General features: G+C 70.0%; 2 protein-coding genes. One reads left to right on the top strand and one right to left on the bottom strand.

Going from position 1 to position 20,949, the window contains the following annotated elements; genetic code table 11:
* Positions 1-130: 130 nt before the first annotated feature.
* Positions 131-1,978: a DUF4012 domain-containing protein gene (locus tag A6I89_RS16235; RefSeq protein ID WP_022597915.1), complete on the bottom strand. Its 1,848-nt coding sequence runs from the start codon at positions 1,976-1,978 to the stop codon at positions 131-133.
* A gap of 206 nt (positions 1,979-2,184) precedes the next feature.
* On the opposite strand from A6I89_RS16235, the gene A6I89_RS16230 reads away from it, so the two are divergent.
* Positions 2,185-20,910, top strand: coding sequence for a non-ribosomal peptide synthetase (locus A6I89_RS16230; protein ID WP_060934512.1), 18,726 nt, complete (start codon positions 2,185-2,187; stop codon positions 20,908-20,910).
* The last annotated feature ends 39 nt before the right edge of the window (positions 20,911-20,949 follow it).

Genomic DNA, 20,949 nt, shown 5'->3' with positions numbered 1-20,949 from the left:
ACCAGGCCGGAAAGTGCTCCGAAAATCGGACTTCGAGCACATTGGTTCCGACCGGAATAGAGCCGCTGCCCCTGGGCTCGGGTGCAGCGGCTCATTCGTCGCATGTCTCGTGCGTATTCGGCGGTATTCGTCAGCAGGGTGGAACTCGGACGCTGACCGCCGGCGCGTCGACAAGCGGCTGCACCGGCACGACCGGCGCCTTCGCCGACGCCGGCTCGGTGAGCTGGTAGACCACCTCGACGGTCTTGCCCTGCGGAATCGGGAACTGGAGATCGAAGACGGGGTGGCCGCGCTCTGCCCCGGTGAATGCGAAGGCCGGCTTGCCGTCCACGGTCACCTTGCCGAGCTTGGCGCCCTGGGTGGCGACGAGCGACAGGTTGGTCAGGTTGGTTCCGGCCGGTGCGCCCATCGGATTGTCGAACATCCCGGCGACGTACTTCGTGTAGTCGCCCGGCGGCAGTGTGTTGGTCAGCCGGACCTTCACGGTGGTTGCTCGGGTGTCTCCGGAGCAACTGTCTGCCGTGTAGTCGATTTCGCGCTGCAGGTAGTAGTCGAGCTTGTTGCCGCCGAGGTTGTTGACCACGACACCGGCGTACGGTGCGTCGTCGTCCGGAACGATGTGCCCCAGTGGCGTATCGGCCAGCACGTCCTGCTCGTCGGGCTGCGAACTCCACACCGCGAGGCGGCCTTCACTCGCGGCCCGTCCGAGAGCTTCCAGCAAGGCTTGCGGCTGGGAGATCTTGCCGGTCATGCGTTCGACAACCTTGCCGGCAATGTTCTGCAAGTACTGCTTTCGCGCGTTGTTGTCGGTGCCGAACCGGGTGTAGGCCGTCGACTCCGTCAACTCCACCACGTTGTCGGCGGTCACCTTCTCGCCGTCTGGCATGACGACCGGCCCGACGACTTTCAGTACGTAGCTGAGCGCGACGGGGTCGGTGGCGATGACGCCGTCGACCTGCGTTCCCGACTCCTGGGCCCACAGTGATCGCCAGATCTGCGCGGCGTACGGGAAATGTGAACTGGCATTGCTGTTGCGGAAGTCGGTGGTGGGGCGGCTCTGACCGTACTGACGCTCGAAGTCGGGACCGAGGTCGATGCCCTGCCGCCCGGCGAGCGACAGTTCGCGGTTGCTCGCGAGTTCGTCGACGCGGACAGCGCCGTCTACCGCGTGCAGTTCGCCGAACCCTCCGAGGAGCCCGCCGGTTCCGCGAGCCTCGGCATTGGTCTGGAATCCGATGAAGTAGCTGCGGGGCCCATCGGCGCCGAGCATCGCGGGCGCGATCTCCGCCGCGGTCGATACGTTGCCGAGCAGTGACGACAGGTCCGTGGTCTGCCCCACGAGTTCTTGTCGTGGGCCGTCGATCTGGCTCACGAACGTGCTGTCGATCTCCGATGCTCGCACGGCCAGTTCGTCGGCCGCGGCTGCCGTCTCGGCAAGCACTGGGGCTGCGTCCCGTAGCCCGGTGAGGTCGATGCGCGCGCCGTCCAGCAGTAGTTGGTCGGGAGACAGGGCCGAGCCGGCTTCGACGGCGGGCCTGAGCACGTCCGACGCGAGGCCCTGGACGACGTCGGAAATCTGTCGGGTGGTGTCGAACGGACCGCCGATACCGGGGATCGCTGCCGCAATCCGCCAGCTCACCGAATCGGTGGCGTCCTTGGCTCGCCCGGCGTAGCGAGCGGCGTCGTCGGCGGAACGGACCGCCTCCTCCGAGTTACCCGCCAGTAGAGCATCTTTCGTCTGCGTCGCGAACTCGGCAGCCTCTTCAAGATTCAACTTGATCTGAGTGGCCTCGTATGCGACGTAGCCGCCCCAGGCGACCGCGACTGCCGCCGCGGATGCGGTCCCGATGACGATTCGTCGTCGGCGCTTCCTTTGTGTCGCTGCAGGTTGAACGGTTCTGCGCCGATTCGTGCGCCGTCGTGACGGTGCTTCCGTCGCGGTTTCGACGGACGACTCCTCGGACTTGGTCTGCTCCACTCGGTGAGCCCCCTTCGCTCGTGGTGTGTTTGGCAGGCTATCCCGTATCCGGACTGATCGAGCGTTCAAGTGGTGAACGCTTCTCGCGCACAGTAAGTTGGTTCTGTCCGATTCCCGCAGGTTGGGTCGGATGGGCTTCGTCGGGGCGGCAAGGCAGTTCGCGGACGGGGTTGTCGGGATGCCTGTTGAATTCAGAGGGGGTCGGCGTGCGTCCGTTCCCGCTTGCGCCGGCACAGAACGCGCTTCTGGTCGCGCAGCAGCTGTTGCCCAATATCGCCATGACCGTCGCGGAGTACCTGGAGGTTCGCGGCGGAATCGACAGTGAAATGTTCATCGAGGCCTGTGATCAGGCAGCTCGCGACATCGGTTCGGGGACCGTGGTTCTCGTCGAGGTCGACGACGAGGTGCTGCAGACCCCGGTGCCGGACATCGACGATCGTCCGCACTTCCTCGACCTGTCGGGGGCCCATGATCCGCATGCTGCCGCGCTCACCTGGATGACCGAGCGGACGGCCCGACCGATCGACCCGTTCTCGGACCGCCTCGCGGAAATGACGCTGATCCGGCTGCGCGACGACCTCCACTACCTGCACTACTTCGCCCACCACATCGTCATGGACGGTTCGGCGGCGCAGGTTCTCACCGACCGCATCTCCGAGGTCTACGGCGCCCTGGTCGAGGGCGTCGCGCCGCCGCCGACTTCGACGGCACCTGTCGAAGAGGTGTGGCGCAGCGTCGTCGCCTACAACGGGAGCACCAGGGAGGCCTCGGATCGCGAGTACTGGCGGGAGCGCCTGCGCGACCTGCCGCCGTCCGTCTCGATCGCAGATCGTCCCGGCCCGGTGACGACGCCCGCGCTGCGGTCGCCCGGCGAACTGCCCGCCGGCACTCTCACCGGAAGTGGCAGCGGTTCGGCGATGCCCGACGTGCCTGTGATCGTCGCCGGCTTCGCCGCATATCTGTCACGGGTACTGGGCGTGGGCGACATCGTGTTGAGCTTGCCGGTGTCCGCGCGCACGACGGCATTGCTGCGTCGATCGGCGGGTTCGGTGTCGAACGTCGTACCGCTGAGAGTGCGGGTGGATCCGTCGGACACGGTCGCAGACCTCGTGCGACGTGTGCAGATCGAGATGACGGGTGCGCTGCGGCACCAACGGTTCCGCTACGAGGACATGCTCCGCGAACTGCCCGACGGCGAGGGCCGCACGGGGCTCGGCGGAGTGTTCGGGCCCGTCGTGAACATCCTGCAGTTCCCGCAGACGGTCGAGTTCGGCCCGGTCACCGGAGAGCTGTTCGTCCTGTCGACCGGGCCGGTCGAGGACCTGTCGCTGACGGTCTACCCGGGTGGCGCGGATAGGGTCACGCGCCTGGATTTCGAAGCGAACCCGTCCCGCTACTCGACCGAGTCCCTGCACCGGCATCACAGCCGACTGCTCGCCTTCCTCACCGAGTTCGCGGCGTCCGGCGCTCAACTCGTGTCCGATGTGCCGTTCGGCCTCCCCGGCGAGACGGCGGGACTGACCCCTGCGGCGGGGCGGCCGGTACCGGGCCGGGAGGAGTTGCTTCCGAACGTTCTGATCCGCCACGCGGGATCCGGTGGTGTTGCGGTGCGCGCGGCCGGCGTGGAGATCACGTACGCCGAACTCGACGCTCGCTCGTCGGCGCTCGCGCGGCGTCTCATCTCCTTGGGGTGTGGACCCGAGGAAGCGGTCGCGGTGTTGCTGCCTCGGTCGATCGATTCCGTCGTGGCCTTGTGGGCCATCGCCAAGACCGGAGCCGCCTACGTACCGGTCGACCCGGAACTTCCGCCGCTGCGGTTGGCGCAACACCTGGATGTCGTCGGTTTCGCGATCGGCCGCGGGGTGGAACTGCCCGGAAGCGTCCTGCTCGTGGACCCGGACGCACCGGGCTTCTCGACCGCCCCGATCACCGATGCCGAGCGGCTGCGACCGCTCCGTGCGGAGAACCCCGCATGGATCGTGCACACGTCCGGGTCGACGGGACAGCCCAAGGCCGTGGTGGTGTCACACCGCGGTATCGCGGGTCTGCTCTCGACGCTCCGGACCACGTATGCGGCGACTCCCGACTCACGCGTGCTGCACGTCGCGTCGCTGTCGTTCGACGCCTCGATCCAGGAGATCCTGACCGCCGCCGACGCCGGTGCCACCCTCGTGATCGCCGACGGCGACGTCGTCGCGGGCGATCCGCTGGCGCAGCTGATTGCGGCGGAGGGCGTGACGCACGTCGTGTCGTCACCGGCCGTGCTGGCGGCGACGCCGTCGGACACCGTGCCGACACTGCGCATGCTGGATTCCGGCGGCGAAGTGCTGCCGGTGCCCGTGGCTCGGCGGTGGTCCGAGAACCGGGCGATGGTCAACGCGTACGGACCGACCGAGACCACGATTCTCGCGGCCGTGAGCGGCCGCATCGACGACGCGATGCTGGCCGGGACGACGTCGGTTCCGGTGGGCCGGCCGGTGGACGGTTCGTCGATCGTCGTCCTCGATCCGCGGCTACGCGCCTGCCCGCCGGGCGTCGTCGGCGAGGTCTACGTGCTGGGCCCGTCGCTCGCCCGCGGGTACGCCCGCGACGCCGGATCGACCGCGGGACGCTTCGTGGCCTCGCCCTTCGGTGGCGGCCGGATGTACCGCACCGGCGACCTGGCCCGGTGGCGCGCGAATGGGACCCTCGACATCGTCGGACGGGTCGACCATCAGATCCAGTTGCGCGGGATCCGCGTCGAACCAGGCGAGGTCGATGCGCTCCTCGTCACCCACCGGGGTGTCCGCGCCGCGACGACCGTAGCCATCGACGAACGGCTGGTGACCTTCGCGTGCGGTGACGGACTGCGGCCGGATCGACTGCGCGAGTGGCTCGCGGAACGCTTGCCCGCCCATGCCGTTCCGTCCCGAGTGGTGTTGCTCGACTCGCTGCCGCTCACCGCGAGTGGGAAGGTCGACCGTGCCGTGCTCGTCGACCGAGCACCCACACCGGACGGCGCCCACGGTCGATCGGTGCACGGTGTGGTGGAGGAACTCGTCGCCGACGAGATGCAGCGCATCCTCGGTATCGAGGTGAACGCGTCGACGGACTTCTTCGACCACGGCGGCAACTCCCTGAGCGCCACCCGTCTCGCCGCGCGGGTCTCCGCGGTCACCGGACGCAGCGTGTCCGTTCGTGACGTCTTCACCCGTCGGACCGCCGCGGGTCTGGCTGCCGTCGTCGCGGGCGCGGCCGAGCGCCCGGCACTCGTTGCGGCCGATGACCGCTCTGCACCGCTCGCCCCGGCGCAGCGACGATTGTGGTTGCAGCACAAGCTCGATCCTTCGAGCACTGCCTACCACGTGCCGTTCGTCGTCGAACTCGTGGGCGAGCTGTCGGAGGAGGCGCTGCGGGACGCTCTGGGTGACGTCCTCCGGCGGCACGCACCGTTGCGCACGGTGCTGACCGAGAACGCCGACGGGGAACCACGGCCGCGTCTCGTGGAAGTCGACCGGGCCGCTGTGCTCGGTACGCGGGACGTACGCGATCGTGACGAATCCCAGCGGTTGATCGACGACTTCGTGTCCGAACCGTTCGACCTCGCGACCGACGTGCCGATCCGGTTCGCGCTGCACCGAATCGGCGACCGGTGTCACGAACTCGTCGTCGTGGCGCATCACATCGCTCTCGACGGACTCTCGTTCGCGCCGCTGATCGCCGATCTCACCGCGGCCTACACCGCGCGACGCGCAGGCGGGACGCCCCCGTGGGCCCCTCTGCCGGTGGATTACGCGGACTACGCGCGCTGGCAGCACGAACTGCTGGACTCGGGGATCCGTGACAGCGATCTCGCGTTCTGGGAAGGCGTGCTCGAGGGGGCTCCAGCCGTTCCCGGTGTGCCGCTGGATCGATCCCGGTCGGCAGTCCGCGGCCGCGCGGAGCGGGTCACGGCCAGCCTCGACAGTGAGGTGTGGACGGCGCTCGGCGCCGTGGCCAGGGGCATCGACGCGACGCCCTTCATGGTGTTGCATTCGGCGGTCGCGGTGCTGCTGTCGGCGATCACCGGCACGCCGGACACCCTGGTGGGGACTGCGGAGTCCGGCCGCAACGATCCGCTGCTCGACGAGTTGGTCGGAATGTTCGTGGGCACCGTGGCCCTGCGCGCGCACGTGCACGGCGATGCGACCTTCCCGGACCTCGTCGACGCAGTCCGGGCGTCCGACATCGACGCCTTCGTCCACGCCACCACGCCGTTCGACGTCGTCCAGGAGCGATGCGGGGGAGTACGGCTGCAGGCGATGCTCGCGTACGAGAGCTTCGCCGATCCGGCCCTCGTGTGGCCGGGCCTGGAAGTGCGAGGGCGGGCCGTGCCCGGAACGGACGCCCGGTCGGATCTCGAGATCGCGGTGCGCGAGACGGCAGCCGGCCTCGAGATCGGGTTCGTGTACGACTCGTCCGTCCTGGACCGGCGAACCGTGCAGGGCTGGGCGAGCTTGCTCGGGACCATCCTCGACCGCGTGGCCGTGGACCCGCATCGGCGCATCGCGGACCTGGTGACGGGCGGCACTCCCGACGTCGGGCCCGTCGCGCCTCGAACGCCGGTCACGCTGTCCGAGATCGCGAACGGAGCCACTCGCGTCGTGGACGCGGAAGGGCCTGCACGCAACATCGCTCCCGCGGCGGAGGCGCTGGCCCGGCATTTGTCAGCGCGGGGAGTCGCGAGCGGGGAGTTCGTCGGTATCCTGCTGCCCCGTTCCGTCGAGGCCGTCACCGCTGTTGTCGCGGTCGCGCGTGCGGGAGCCGCCTTCGTGCCGATCGATCCGCACCAGCCAGCGCACCGCATCGCGACAATCCTCGCCGACAGTGGCGCGCGGTTCGTGATCGCCCGAGCGGACGCGGACCTGCCCGACGGTGTCCACCGGATCGATCCCGATGCGCTGGTGGACGCGAATCATGCGGAGCATGAGCCCTTTCCGACTCCGCACCCGGACTCCGCGGCGTATGCGATCTACACCTCGGGCTCGTCCGGCACACCCAAGGGTGTGGTCGTCACGCACCGCGGTCTCGGGCCGCTCACGACAACCCTGCGGCGCGCGTTCGCGATCACCGAACGATCCCGCGTGCTGCACGCCGCGTCTCCTGCGTTCGATGCATCGATTCTCGAGTACCTGCTCGTACTCGGATCCGGCGCCACCCTGGTCGTGGTGCCGGACGGCGTGTACGGACCCGACGAGATCGCCGACATCGTTCGGACTCAACGAGTCACCCACTGGTTCTCGACCCCCGCGGTGCCCGCGCAGATCGATCCCGACGACCTCGACGACCTGCGCGTCCTGGGCCTCGGCGGAGAGGCGTGGGCGTGGGACACCGCCGCCCGATGGGCGCCCGGACGGACGCTGCTGAATCTGTACGGGCCTACCGAGTCGTCCATCGTCGCAACGATCAGCCGCCCGCTCGACGGGCTGTCGAATCCGCCCATCGGTGTGCCCGTCGACGGGTCGACCGTGGCCGTGCTCGACGCCGAGTTGCGTCCGGTCGGCGTCGGTGCGGTCGGCGAGTTGTACCTCGCAGGCCCCGGCCTGGCCCGTGGATACCTGGGCCGACCCGGCCTCACCGCCGAACGATTCGTCGCCTCGGTGCTCGGTCCCGGGCGCATGTACCGCACAGGTGATCTGGTTCGCCGACGGGTCGACGGCCAGTACGAGTACGTCGGCCGATCCGACCGTCAGATCCAGATCCGCGGCTTCCGCGTGGAACTCGGCGAGGTGGAGGCCGTGCTCACCGCCCACCCGGATGTCGACACCGCGGTCGCGGTCGAACACGCGGGCACGGTCGCGGCTTTCGTCCACGGACGGGGGCACCTCGATGTCGAACGTCTCCGGGGGTTTGCTGCCGCGCGGCTACCGCGGCACATGGTGCCCGGTGTGGTGACCGTGCTGGACACTGTTCCGTTGACCGTCGCGGGCAAGATCGACCGTGCCGCGCTGCCGGCTCCGGCCGCTCCCCGTCCCGACGCCAGGGAGTTTCACACGGCAGGCCAGCGCACGGTGGCCCGACTCATGTCCGAGGTGCTCGGTGGCGACGCCCTCGGACGTGACTCCGACTTCTTCGTGTACGGCGGCAATTCGCTGCTCGCGACGCAACTCGTGTCCCGGATCGGCTCGGAGACGGGCGTGCGCATCGACGTGCGGGACGTGTTCGAGAACCCGACCGTCGCGGGCCTCGCCGGGATACTCGACGGGATCGACGGTTCACCGGTTCCGTGGCAACCGAGTGACAGTGACGAGCCGGCCCCGCTGTCGCCGGCGCAGCAACGGATGTGGGTGCTGGCGCGCCGGCACACGTCCGCAGCGGACAACATCGCGTTCGCACTCGAGATCGAGGGAGAACTCGACACCGGCGTCCTGCGGACCGCGGTGTCGGACGTGCTCGAACGCCACGAGGCGCTCCGCACCGTCTTCCGGGAGATCGACGGACGTCCGGTCCAGGTGGTCGAGTCCGCAGCATCGGTACCCGAGGTCATCGAGGCGCCGAACGGCTGCGCGGACCGGTTGCAGGAGTTGGCAGCCCGTCCGATCGACATCACCTCGACCGCGCCGGTGCGCCTGGCCCTGTACCGCACGGGGAACACGTCCCACACTCTGGCCGTCGTCGCGCACCACGCGGTGCTGGACGGGCTGTCGGTGGTGCCGCTGTACCGCGATCTGACGGAGGCGTTCGAGGCTCGACGGCGCGGCACCGAACCGGGCTGGAGCCCTGTCCGGATGCGCTACACCGACTACGCGCGGTGGCAGCGGGAGTTGCTCGGCGATTCGTCGGAGCCGGGAAGCCGGGCGCACGAGGATCTTGCGTACTGGACCGAGCGTCTCGAGACGGCGCCGCAGGTCCTCGAACTGCCGTCCGATCGATCGAGAAGCCGCGAGTACGGTTCTGCCGCCGCCGGAACGGTGACCTTCACGATTCCGGCGGAACTGCATGCCGCGCTGGAGAAGGTGGCGTTGGAGTACGACGCCACCCCCTTCATGGTGGTGCACGCAGCGCTCGTGGTGCTGCTCGCCCGACTCTCGGGGAGCGACGACGTCAGCGTCGGAACCCCGGTGTCGGGACGCAGCGGACCCGGCCTGCACGACCTGGTGGGAATGCTGGTCGGCACGGTCGTGCTGCGCGCCACCGTCGATCAGACTCGTTCCTTCGTCGATCTGCTCGGCGGGATCCGCCGCGACGACCTCGACGCGCTCGCTCATGCGGAGACGCCGTTCGACCAGGTCGTCGCACGCGTGGCACCGCGAACCTCGGGTGCGCACCACCCTCTGTTCCAGGTGATGCTCGCGTACGAGAACTTCGTGCCCGCCGAGCTCCCGGTGCCGGGACTCGACATTCGTGTCCATGAAATCCACAGCGGACAAACACGTTTCGATCTCGAGGTCACCCTTCGCGAGCGAGACCTCCGTATGGGTGAGGCGGCCGGGATCGACGGCGTGCTGACGTACTCTCGGGACCTGTTCGATCACGAGACCGTGGCCCGGTGGGCGGCTTGGCTCGTGCGGGTGCTCGAGACGGTCACCGACGATCCGACCGTCGTGGTCGACGCGATCGATCCGGTCGCGCGCGGTGGCGTGCTCGGTGGGCGACCCGAGGCTGTGACCGAATCTCGCAGTGGGGTGTGTGCCGGGGTGACGTCGCTGGGCGAGTTGTTCGTCCAGCGTGCAGCCGAACATCCCGATGCGGTGGCGGTGGTGGCGGGCGACGAACGCATCACCTACGCCGAACTCGATGCCCGGTCACGGTTGCTCGCGGGCAGACTCGCGGAGGCCGGGGTAGCCACCGAGGATGTGGTGGCGTTGGTTCTGCCACGTTCGGTGGACTTGATCGTCGCGATGATCGCGGTCGTTCGTGCGGGTGCCGCCTACCTGCCGCTCGACAGCACCCAGCCTCGCGATCGCCTCGACATGCTGATCGACCAGGTCGGGGCAGCACTGATCCTGCACGACGGCGGCTTCGGCGGCGACGGTCCTTCGCTCGAGATCGCATCCCCACCGGGGCGGCCGGATCTTGATCGATGCGGACCGCTCGACGTTGCGGTCCGGGACGATCAGGCGGCCTACGTGATCTACACGAGTGGGTCTACGGGCAGGCCCAAGGGCGTGACGGTGTCCCATGCGAACGTCCTGGCGTTGCTGGCGAACACGTTTGCAGGCTTCGGGTTCGGTCCGTCGGACGTCTGGACGATGTTCCACTCGCCGGCGTTCGACTTCTCGGTGTGGGAGATCTGGGGTCCGCTCGGCACGGGTGGCAGCATCGTGGTGGTCGATCATTTCGTGGCGAGGAGCCCCCGGGAACTACGTGAACTACTGGTGCGGGAGCGGGTATCGGTCCTCAATCAGACGCCGACCGCGTTCGCCCAACTGGTCGACATGGCGGGGGAGGCCGACGATCTCGCTCTCCGACTGCTGATCTTCGGAGGCGAGGCCCTCGACGTCCGCAGGGTGTCGCCGTGGCTCGACAAACACCCGACGGTTCGCGCAGTCAACATGTTCGGCATCACCGAGACCACGGTGCACGCGACGTGGACCGACATCGCACCGGCCGAACCCGCCGACCGCAGCGTCATCGGTGTGCCGCTGCCGGGGCTGCAAGTCGACCTGCTGGACCGATCGCTGCGCCCCGTGCCGCCCGGAGTCGTCGGCGAGATGTACGTCGGCGGCCCGCAGGTGGCCCGTGGTTACCGTGGACGACCGGGACTCACCGCGGGGCGTTTCGTGGCCGCCCCGGATGGAAGAATCCGTTACCGGACCGGCGATCTCGCGCGTCTGCGCAACGACGGAACCTACGAGTACCGCGGCCGGTCGGACGACCAGTTGCAGGTGCGTGGGCACCGGATCGAACCCGGCGAGATCGTGCGGGCACTACGAGGTACCACCGGCGTCGTCGATGCCGCAGTGGCAGTGCGCGGCGGGCGGTTGGTGGCCTACGTCGTCGGCGCGGCCCGTACGGAGCACAGCCTCGCGCACCGGGCGATCATCCAGGCCCTCCGGCGCGTGCTGCCCGACTACATGGTCCCCGCGACCGTCGTGACGATGGAGACGCTGCCGCTCAATGCGAACGGCAAGGTCGACGCCGCGGCCCTGCCGGACCCGGTCGATGCCACGGTCCCGTCCGTCGTGACCGGCGGCGCGCGCAGCCCGCTCGAGGCGGTGGTGCTCGACGTCTGGAGTGACCTGCTCGGCGCCCCCGATTTCGGCCGCGACGACGACTTCTTCGACGTCGGTGGCAACTCCCTGCTCGCAACTCAGGTCGCCGGCCGGCTGACATCGACGACCGGTATCGAGATCGGCGTCCGCGACGTCTTCGACGCCGCCACCGCCGCGGACCTGGCGAGGACGATCGAGACCCGGGTGGCACGGCCTGTGGGCAGCTCCGAGCTGCGCGCGAGCACAACGCCGCTCGACGCCGGTCCGCTCTCTCCGGCCCAGCGCCGGCTGTGGTTCCAGCATCTCCTCGATCCCGCGTCCGACGTGTACAACCTGGCCTTCACGCTGCGCTTCTCGGGTGACCTGGTGATCGGCGCGCTGGAGGAAGCGGTGCGCGACGTCCTGCGCCGGCACCGAGTCCTGCGGACCACGTACACGACGGGACCCGACGGCCCGCTGCAGCGCGTGGGCGACGGCCCCGCCGTCGATCTGACACCGGTTGCGGTCCCGCGCGGCGGCCTGGACGATTTCGTGCGCTCTCTCGCCCGGACGCCGTTCGACCTCGAAGCATCTGCGCCCCTGCGATTTCGGCTGTATCGCACTGCGGACACCGAGCACGTCCTGGCGATAGTCGTCCATCACATCGTGGCCGACGGATGGTCCCTCGATCCGTTGTCGACCGACCTCGCGGAGGCCTACCGCGCGCGCGTCGAGGGGCGGTGCCCGCAGTGGTCACCGCTACCGCTCGACTATCTCGACCACGCGCGGTGGCAGAACACACGCGTCGACGCGAACCTCGACGACTGGGTGGAGATCCTCGACGGCGCCCCCACCGAATCGTCGCTGCCGCCGGACCGGGTCCGATCGGAGACGGTGAACCCCGAGGTCGGCGCGGTTCACGTCGCGCTTCACGGTGAACCCGCCGAGCGGGTCGCCGCGACGGCTCGCCGACATCGCTCGACCACGTTCATGACGATCCACGCCGCACTGGCCGCAGTCCTGGCCCGGCACAACGACACCGACGACATAGTGATCGGCACGGCCGTCGCCGGTCGCGGCGATCCGCGACTGGATTCGCTCGTGGGCATGTTCGCCTCGACGCTGCCTCTGCGCACCGACGTCGCGGCCGGGCAGACGTTCGCGGACCTGCTAGGGCACGTGCGGGAGCGGGACATCGAGGCCTTCGCGCGGGTCGACACCCCGTTCGAGCGCATCGTCGAACGCGTCGCACCGGAACGGTATTCGGCGCGCCACCCGATCTTCCAGGTGGCGCTCGCCGTCCGCCGGCCGGGGAGCCTGCGATTCACCCTCCCGGGTCTCGAGGTCTCCGCGGCTCCGATCGAGTCGGCGAGCACGCAGTTCGACCTGCACGTCACCGTGACCGAGAACCCCGACGGTCTCGACTTCGAATTCGCCTACCGCAGCGACCTGTACGAAGCTGCCACGATCGAGGCTTTCGCCGCGCGCCTGATCCTCTTCCTCGACCATGTCACCGCGGATCCCGGCCTGCCGATCGGTGACGTGGGCCTACTGACCGCAACGGAGCGCCGCGGTCTGGTGCCGGCGTCCGGCGCCGACGGATCCGTCGCCGGGCTGTGGCAGGTCCTGGCGGCCGGTGCCGCCGAACACCCCGACCGCGTGGCGGTGGCTGCCGGCGACCGCACCGTGACCTATCGCCAACTCGTCGTGCGCGCGGAGTCACTCGCCCGCGAGCTGGTCGCCCGAGGCGCGGGACCCGGCGTCCGGGTGGCCTGTGCGGTGCCGCGCTCGCTCGACTCGGTGACGGCGGTGTGGGCGATCGCTCGCACCGGTGCAGCTCCGGTGATGATCGACCCGGAGCATCCGGCCGCTCGGATCCAGCTGATGCTCGAGGCGTGCGGTGTACGCACAGGTGTGACGACCGCCGAGGGCGTCGTGAGCCTGCCGTCGCGCGTCGAATGGGTCGACGTCGCTGCGTCCGGCACCGGTGTCCTGGGAGAGCCGGCAATTCACCCGGACGACGCGGCCTACGTGGTGTTCACCTCGGGCACGACCGGCCACCCCAAAGCGGTCGTCCTCACGGCGCGCGGCCTCGGCGCGTTCGGTGACGACCTCGCCGAGATCTTCGCTGCGGACGCCGATTCGAGGGTCCTGCACGTCGCAGGACCCGGGTTCGACATGGCGCTGCTCGAGATGCTGCTGGCGGGTATGTCGGGCGCCCGACTCGTGGTGGCTCCCGGATCGGCCTACGGCGGGCCGGAACTCACCGAGTTGATTGCCGCCGAACGCGTCACCCACGCCTGCCTGACGCCGTCCGTCGCGTCGAGCGTCGCCGCCGGATCGTTCCCGAACCTTGCGACGCTGATGCTCGGCGGCGAGCGGGTCACCGACGATGTGTCGGCACGGTGGGGTGAGGGACGCAGGCTCTTCATCGGGTACGGCCCGGCCGAGGCGACGGCCTTCGCGACGTGGGCGGGTCCACTGGCCCCGTCCGACCGACCGCTGATCGGACGGCCCGCCCGCGGCATCGATGCCGTCGTGCTCGATCGACGCCTGCAGCCTGTGCCGCCGGGGGTGACCGGCGAGCTGTACCTGGCCGGTGACCGCCTCGCCGCCGGATACGACGGCGACGGTGCTCGGACAGCGGAGCGGTTCGTTGCGGCGCCGGGTGGCCGCCGCCTGTACCGGACCGGAGACCTCGTGCGGTGGATCGAGACACCGGCCGGTGCGATGCTCGACTTCCGCGGACGGAGCGACGACCAGGTCAAGATTCGCGGAGTGCGTGTCGAACCCGCCGAGGTCGACGCCGTACTCCGGAGCCTGCCCGGCGTGCGGAGCGCCGTCACCGTCCCGCGCGAGCACGGTGACGGGCATGCCCTGTACTCGTATGTCGTGCCGGAGAGTTGCGATCCGGCACGATTGCGTGCGGCGCTCGTCGACCGGTTGCCCGCGCCGATGATCCCCACCGCCATCCTCACGACGGACTCGATCCCGCTGACCGCGAACGGGAAGGTCGACGCCGGTCGGCTCCCCAAGCCGGTGCGGGAGCGAAGCGGCGCGCCGACGAATCCCATCGAGGCCCTGGTCGCGGAGGCGTACTCCGTGGCGCTCGGGACCGACGTGGACCGTCTGGACGACTTCTTCGTCGTCGGAGGCGATTCCCTGCTCGCGACGGCCGTCGTGTCCCAGCTGCGGGCACGGCTCGGACGCGAGGTCCCGCTGCGTCTGCTGTTCGACGAGCCGACCGTCGCGGGCCTCGCCGCCGCGATCGAGGGCGGCCGGTTCGCGGCAGCCGACGGCGGACCCGTCGCGGGCAACCGGCCGGAGCGTCTGCCGCTCAGCCGGGCCCAGCAACGGATGTGGACCCAGCGTCGGACCGGCGGCGTCGAACGGTATCGGCTGGGGGCGCGGGTGGAACTGCGCGGTCCGCTGGTTCCGGACGCCTTGCACGCCGCATTGACGGACGTCGTGGAACGTCACGAAATTCTGCGCACCTTCTACTCCCACGACGCCGCCGGCCCGTACGCGTCGATCGGGACCGCGGGACGTACCGACTCGCACGACGACGCGGTCCCGTTGCGTGTGGCCCTCCGAGCCGATGGCCCCCGGACCCACACGCTCGAGGTCGAACTCGATCACCTTGCCGCGGACGGTGCGTCGGTCGCGATCCTGGTGACCGACCTCGTGACGGCGTACGAGGCACGGCTCGTCGGCGACGCGCCGCGTTGGGCGCCGTTGCCGGTGCAGTATGTCGACTACGCGCTGTGGGAACGCGACACGGCGTCCCGTGGCCGGGACACCGAATTCTGGACGCATGCTCTCGCGGACTTCGATCCGGCTCTGCTTCCCTCGGTGACCACCCCCGGGACGGAACCGGGCCCGGTCGGCTCGATCGACTTCGAGATCGACGCCGACGTCACTGCACACCTGGCACACCTGGCAGCCTCGCGTGGAGCGACCGAGTTCATGGTCCTGCACGCGGCACTCGCGGCCACCGTGGCCCGCCTCTCGGGGCAGACGGACGTGGGGATCGCCGCAGTCGTGTCGGGTCGCCGGTACCCGCAACTGATTCCGGTCGTCGGGCCGTTCGTGGACACCGTCGTCTTGCGCGCCCGGGTGGAACCGGGGATGCCGTTCGCCGGGCTGCTGGGACAGGTGCGCGACTTCGACGTCGCGGCGCTGGACCGCGCCGCGGCCCCGATCGAGGACGTGCTCCGGTCGACCGGACTGTCGACACCCCAGGTGGCGCTCGCTCTCCAGGACTTCACGATCCCCGCGCTGCACGTGGGTGATCTGAGCATCGAGGCACACGAAACCGAACCGGCCACCGCCGACTTCGACATCCGCTTCACGCTGTGGCACAACGAATCCGGTAGTCTGACGGGCCGACTGCTGCACGACGTCTCGCGTTTCGCCCGCCCGGACGCGGAGCTGCTGGCGCGGCAGTTCACCGCGGTCGTCGGTGCTGCCGCCGCAGCTCCCGGTACCACCGTGGGGCATCTGCCGTTGCTCACCGCGCCGGCGCGGGTGTCCGAGGCCGACTGCGAGCCGACGACCCTGGCCTCGATGCTGCGGGCCACCGCGGCGGCGTTTCCGGATCGGCACGCGGTGACCGACGGTGAGAACACGCTCACGTACCGCGAACTCGACGAGCGATCCGACGCGTCGGCTCGTCGAATGTCCGACGAGGAGGGGATCGGTCCCGAGGACGTCGTCGCGCTTCCACCGACACGGTCGATCGAGCGTGTGGTGCAACTGTGGGCGGTGGCGAAGACGGGGGCGGCGTTCGGCGCACACGACCACCGTTCCAGCATGGGCAGCAAGTCACTCGTGGATGCTGCGTCGGCCGTCGACACGCTCGCCTACGTCATCACGACGTCCGGCTCCACCGGCACCCCCAAGCAGGTCGCCGTGACACACCGGGGTCTGGCGGCGCTCGCCGCCGAGGCTCGCCGGCGTTACCGCGTCGGCCCCGGCGACCGTGTGCTGCACGGCTACGATCCGGCCTTCGACGCCGCGCTGCTCGAGATGCTGCTCGCCCACACGTCGGGTGCGACACTGGTCGTCGCGCCGCCGGACGTGTTCGCGGGAGCGCCGCTGCACGATCTTCTGGGCCGACAGCAGGTCACTCACTTCCTTTCCACCCCCGCGGTACTCGCGACGCTCGACGCCGACGGCCTCGACCACTTGCAGGTCGTGGCCAGCGGCGGTGAGAGCCTGGCGCCGGAGACGGTACGGGCCTGGCGCACCGGCCGCCGGATGCTCGACGCGTACGGACCGACGGAGTCGACCGTCGTCGCCCTGCTCGCCGATATCGGTGACGAGATCCTTCTGGGGGAGCCCATCCCCGGCACCGGGGTGCTGGTGCTCGACACCGCTCTGCATCCGGTTCCGCTCGGAGGCGTCGGCGAGATGTACCTCACCGGCGACGGTCTGGCTCGCGGCTACCTGGGCGCCCCGGGGGAGACGGCGGCGCGGTTCGTGGCCTCGACGCACGGAACCGGACGGATGTACCGAACGGGCGACCGGGTTCGGGTGGGCTTCGACGGACGGCTTCGCTTCCTCGGCCGCGTCGACCGCCAACTCAAGATTCGCGGCGCACGCGTGGAGCCGGCGATGGTCGAGTCGGCACTGTTGCAGGACAGCGCGGTCCGGCGGGCGGCGGTGACGGCGGTGGACGGCGCCCTCGTCGCCTTCGTCTGTGGCGACCGGATCGATCCCGAAGAAGTGCTGCGCGCGGTCACTCGGACGTTGCCGCCGACGTCGGTGCCGTCACGTCTGCACGTACTGGATCGGCTCCCGACGACGAGCAACGGCAAGACCGACTTCCGGTCGCTGACCGAACTCGCACGCGAACTCGCGGACACGTCCAGCGATCGCCCGCTCTCCGGCACGGAGTCGGTCGTCGCCGCGGTAGTCTCCGACGTCCTCGGGCACTGTGTCGACGTCGACGCCGGGTTCTTCGCAGTCGGCGGGCATTCGCTCGCTGCCGTCGAGGTCGCCGGACGCCTGGCGCAGTCGCTCGGCCGGGACGTCGCGCCGCGTGCAGTGCTCGAGGCGCCCACGCTCGCCGCGCTGGCCCGCACGATCGACACCGGGGCCGCCTCCGCCCGTTCCGAACTCGTCCGGACCGACACGGAGCCGGTGCCGATCGCTCCGGCACAGCGCCGGTTGTGGCTGCTCCATCGCGCCGAACCCGACAGTGCCGACTACGTCATGCCGATCGTCGTCCGGTTCGGCGAATCCCTCGACCCGCGCGCGCTCGCCGCGGCCGTCCGCGACGTGGTGGATCGGCACGAAGCGCTGCGGACGTACTACCCGGACGAGACGCGTCAGGCGGTCGCGAGCAGCGGGGACGTCGAGGTCGCGATCGTCCACGAGCCCTTGTCCCGCAACGAGCTCGACCGATGGATCGCACGGATGGCATCCCGGCCGTTCGACCTGACGTCGAGGCCGCCACTGCGCGCGGCACTGCTGCTGGCGGAGTCGGCCGAGTGGATTCTCGTCGTCGTGACGCACCACATCGCCGTGGACGGAGCCTCCGTGACCCCGCTGCTCGGTGACGGAGCGCGAGCGTACGCGGCGAGAGCAGGCGGAGTCGCACCACAGTGGGAGTCCCTGCCGTTGCGGTACCGCGATTTCGCGCACTGGCAGGTGCGACTGCTCGGCGACCTCGACGACCCGGACAGTGTGGGCGGCCGGCAGTTGGCGTACTGGGCGCGCGCCCTGACCGGCGCACCCGACGGCCCGCTCGCGCTCCCCTTCGACCGTCCGCGTCCCGCGGTTCCCACCCACGTCGGCGGCACCGTGCACGCCGTCGTCGGCCCCGAACTCCACGCGGCGCTCGTCGATTCCGCGCGCCGCCAGGGCGTCACGGTGTTCATGATCCTGCACGCGGCCCTCGCCGCGCTGCTGGCGCGGTACGGCGGCCGCGACGACGTCACGATCGGCACCGTCGTCAGCGGACGCCCCGACGCGCGCCTGGACTCGGTGGTCGGCATGTTCGTCGGCACGCTCGCGCTGCGCACGGTGGTCGACCGCGCCGAATCGTTCGGCGAGTTCCTCCGCCGGGTCCGCGACGTCGACCTGGGTGCTCTCGCGCACGCCGACGTCCCGTTCGACGACGTCGTCGCGCGGGTCGCACCCCACCGAAACCGCGCGCACCATCCACTGTTCCAGGTTCTGCTGGCGCACTCGGCAGCCGTACCCGAACTGCCCGACCTACCGGGCCTCGACCTCGCCGACGCCGGACCGGGTGCGCCGCCCGCGCAGTTCGACCTGGTGTGGGACACGACCGAGCGCGCCGACGGGCAAGGCGTCGACGTCCGCGTCGTGTACGCCACCGATCTGTTCGACGCCGCCACCGTCGACGGTCTCGCAGCGGCCTGGGTCGGGCTGCTCGAGCAGGCCGCGGCCGATATGTCGACGGCGGTAGGCGACCTGGCGTTGCCGGAGCACCCGCCGCTCACCGTGGACACGGCGCCGCCGGAGCTGGGTCTGGCCGAGATTCTCGCCGAGACCGTGCAGCGGTACCCGGACCGGGAGGCGCTCCGCTGTGGCGACGAAAGCTGGACCTACACCGAACTGGCTGCCGCAGCCGAGGATCGCTCGCAAGAACTGAAGGCTCGCGGAGTGCAGGCCGGCGACATCGTGCCCGTCGACGCGGTCCGCGGAGCGCGCTGGGTGGTCGAGGTGTGGGCGCTGAGCCGGCTGGGGGCGGCCTGGGTGCCGATCGATCCGTCGCACCCCGAGCAACGTCGTCGCAATCTGCTCGACGGCGCCGCGAGCGCGTCGGGTGACGGCCTCGCGTACCTGCTCTTCACGTCGGGCAGCACCGGCGTCCCGAAGGGTGTCGCCGTCACCCACGGGGGACTCTCGACACTCGTGGACGTGCAGCGACGGGAACTCGACGTCACGCCGGAAGCAGTGGTGCTCCAGGCCGCCACGCCGACGTTCGACGCGTGCGTGTTCGAACTGCTGGCGGCTCACGCCCACGGCGCCACCCTGGTCTGCGCGCCCGCGTCGATCTACGCCGGCACCGACCTGCAGGGATTCGTCGAACGCGAGGGCGTCACCCACGTCAATCTGACACCGACTGTGCTCGCCACACTGGACCCCGCCGCGTTCAGCCGATCGCTGACGGTGGTGTCGGCGGGCGAGGTCCTCTCGGAGAGGACGGCCGCCGCGTGGGCCGGTCACCGCCTGTACAACGGGTACGGTCCCACGGAGTGCACTGTCGGAGCGACGCTCGGTCCGGTCGCTCACCGCGGGCCGGTCACCATCGGACTACCCATGGCGGGCAAGACCGTTCGGATTCTCGACCCGCGACTGCGGCCGGTGCCCACCGGTGTCGTCGGGGAGCTGTATGTGGGCGGTGCCGGACTGGCTCGTGGGTACCACGGTGCGCCCGCGGCAACGGCGGGAAGGTTCGTGGCGGACCCGTTCGCCCCGGGTGCGCGCCTCTTCCGGACCGGCGACCTCGCCCGGGTGCGGGCGGACGGCTCCGTGGAGTACGTGGGACGCAGCGACGATCAGGTACAGATCAACGGGGTGCGAGTGGAACCGTCCGAAGTCGACGCGGCCCTCGCCGCCGCCCCGTCGATCCGTACGTCGGCCACCGTGCCGATCCGGCAGTCGAACGGTGAACGCACACTTGTCTCCTACGTGGTGGCACGGGCCGGCGCCGACCTCGACGCGACGCAGGTCCGAGCCGATCTCGCGAGACTCCTGCCGCGCCATCTCGTTCCGAGCGTCGTGGTGAACGTGGAGCGGATTCCGACGACGCCCGGCGGCAAGGTGGACCGGGCCGCACTCCCCGATCCCTACCTGGGCGTCCTCGATCAGGAGACGACGCCCCCGCAAGGGCCCGTGGAACGGGCGGTGGCTGCTGCGATGGCCGACGTGTTGGGCCGTGGTTCCGTTCCCCGGGACAGGAACTTCTTCGAACTCGGCGGAACCTCCCTGGGCATCGTACGATTGGCGGCGCGACTGCGCGACGACCACGGCTACGACGTGGCGCTGCGCGAACTTCTCGCTGATCCGTCCGTCGCCTCGATCGCGGATCGAGTCGTCGCCGGCAGTGTCGAGGCGGATCCGCTCGCGACCGTAGTGGCCCTCAACGATCCTGTGAATCCGGCTGAGCCACCGCTGTTCTGCGTGCATCCCCTCAGCGGACTCGCATGGTCCTATGCGGGCCTGGCGGGGTCGACCGGCGGTCGGCCGCTGTACGGCTTGCAGGCCACGGGTGAGGACGGAATGCCCGACGGGATCGGCGAGCTCGCGGCGCGCTACGTCGACCGCGTGCGGGCGATCCAGCCGCAGGGCCCCTACCACCTGCTGGGATGGTCGCTGGGCGGAAACATCGCGCACGAGATGGCGGTGCGGTTGCAAGACATCGGAGAGGACGTGGCGAGCCTGACCATCCTGGACGCGATGCCGGCCACCGCCGTCCCCGATGCCGGCGCACCCGACACCGCGCCGGTCACGGAGCTGCCGGACGGGCTGGACCCGGGGACCGCCGAGCGAGTGCTGCGCACCGGCGCGGCCCTCGAGACGATGGCGTACCGCCACCGACCCCGCGTATTCGACGGCGATGTGACGCTGTTCGTCGCCACGCGGGAGTCCGAGGGGCGTCCTGCACTGGGCAAGCTGTGGGAGCCGTTCGTCAGGGGAACGGTGGCGGAGCAGCTGGTGGACTGCGCGCACGCGGACATGAGTTCCGCCGCCGTCCTCGATCGCGTGGGGAAGTTTCTGGAGGGCGCGACGGGAGGCGAGCCGTGACATCCGCTCGCGCATAAAGTTATCGAAAGCTTGGCAAAG

This window comes from Prescottella equi (assembly GCF_002094305.1).
In the GTDB taxonomy this organism is placed as follows: domain Bacteria; phylum Actinomycetota; class Actinomycetes; order Mycobacteriales; family Mycobacteriaceae; genus Prescottella; species Prescottella equi.
This window is presented reverse-complemented; position numbering and strand designations above follow the sequence as displayed.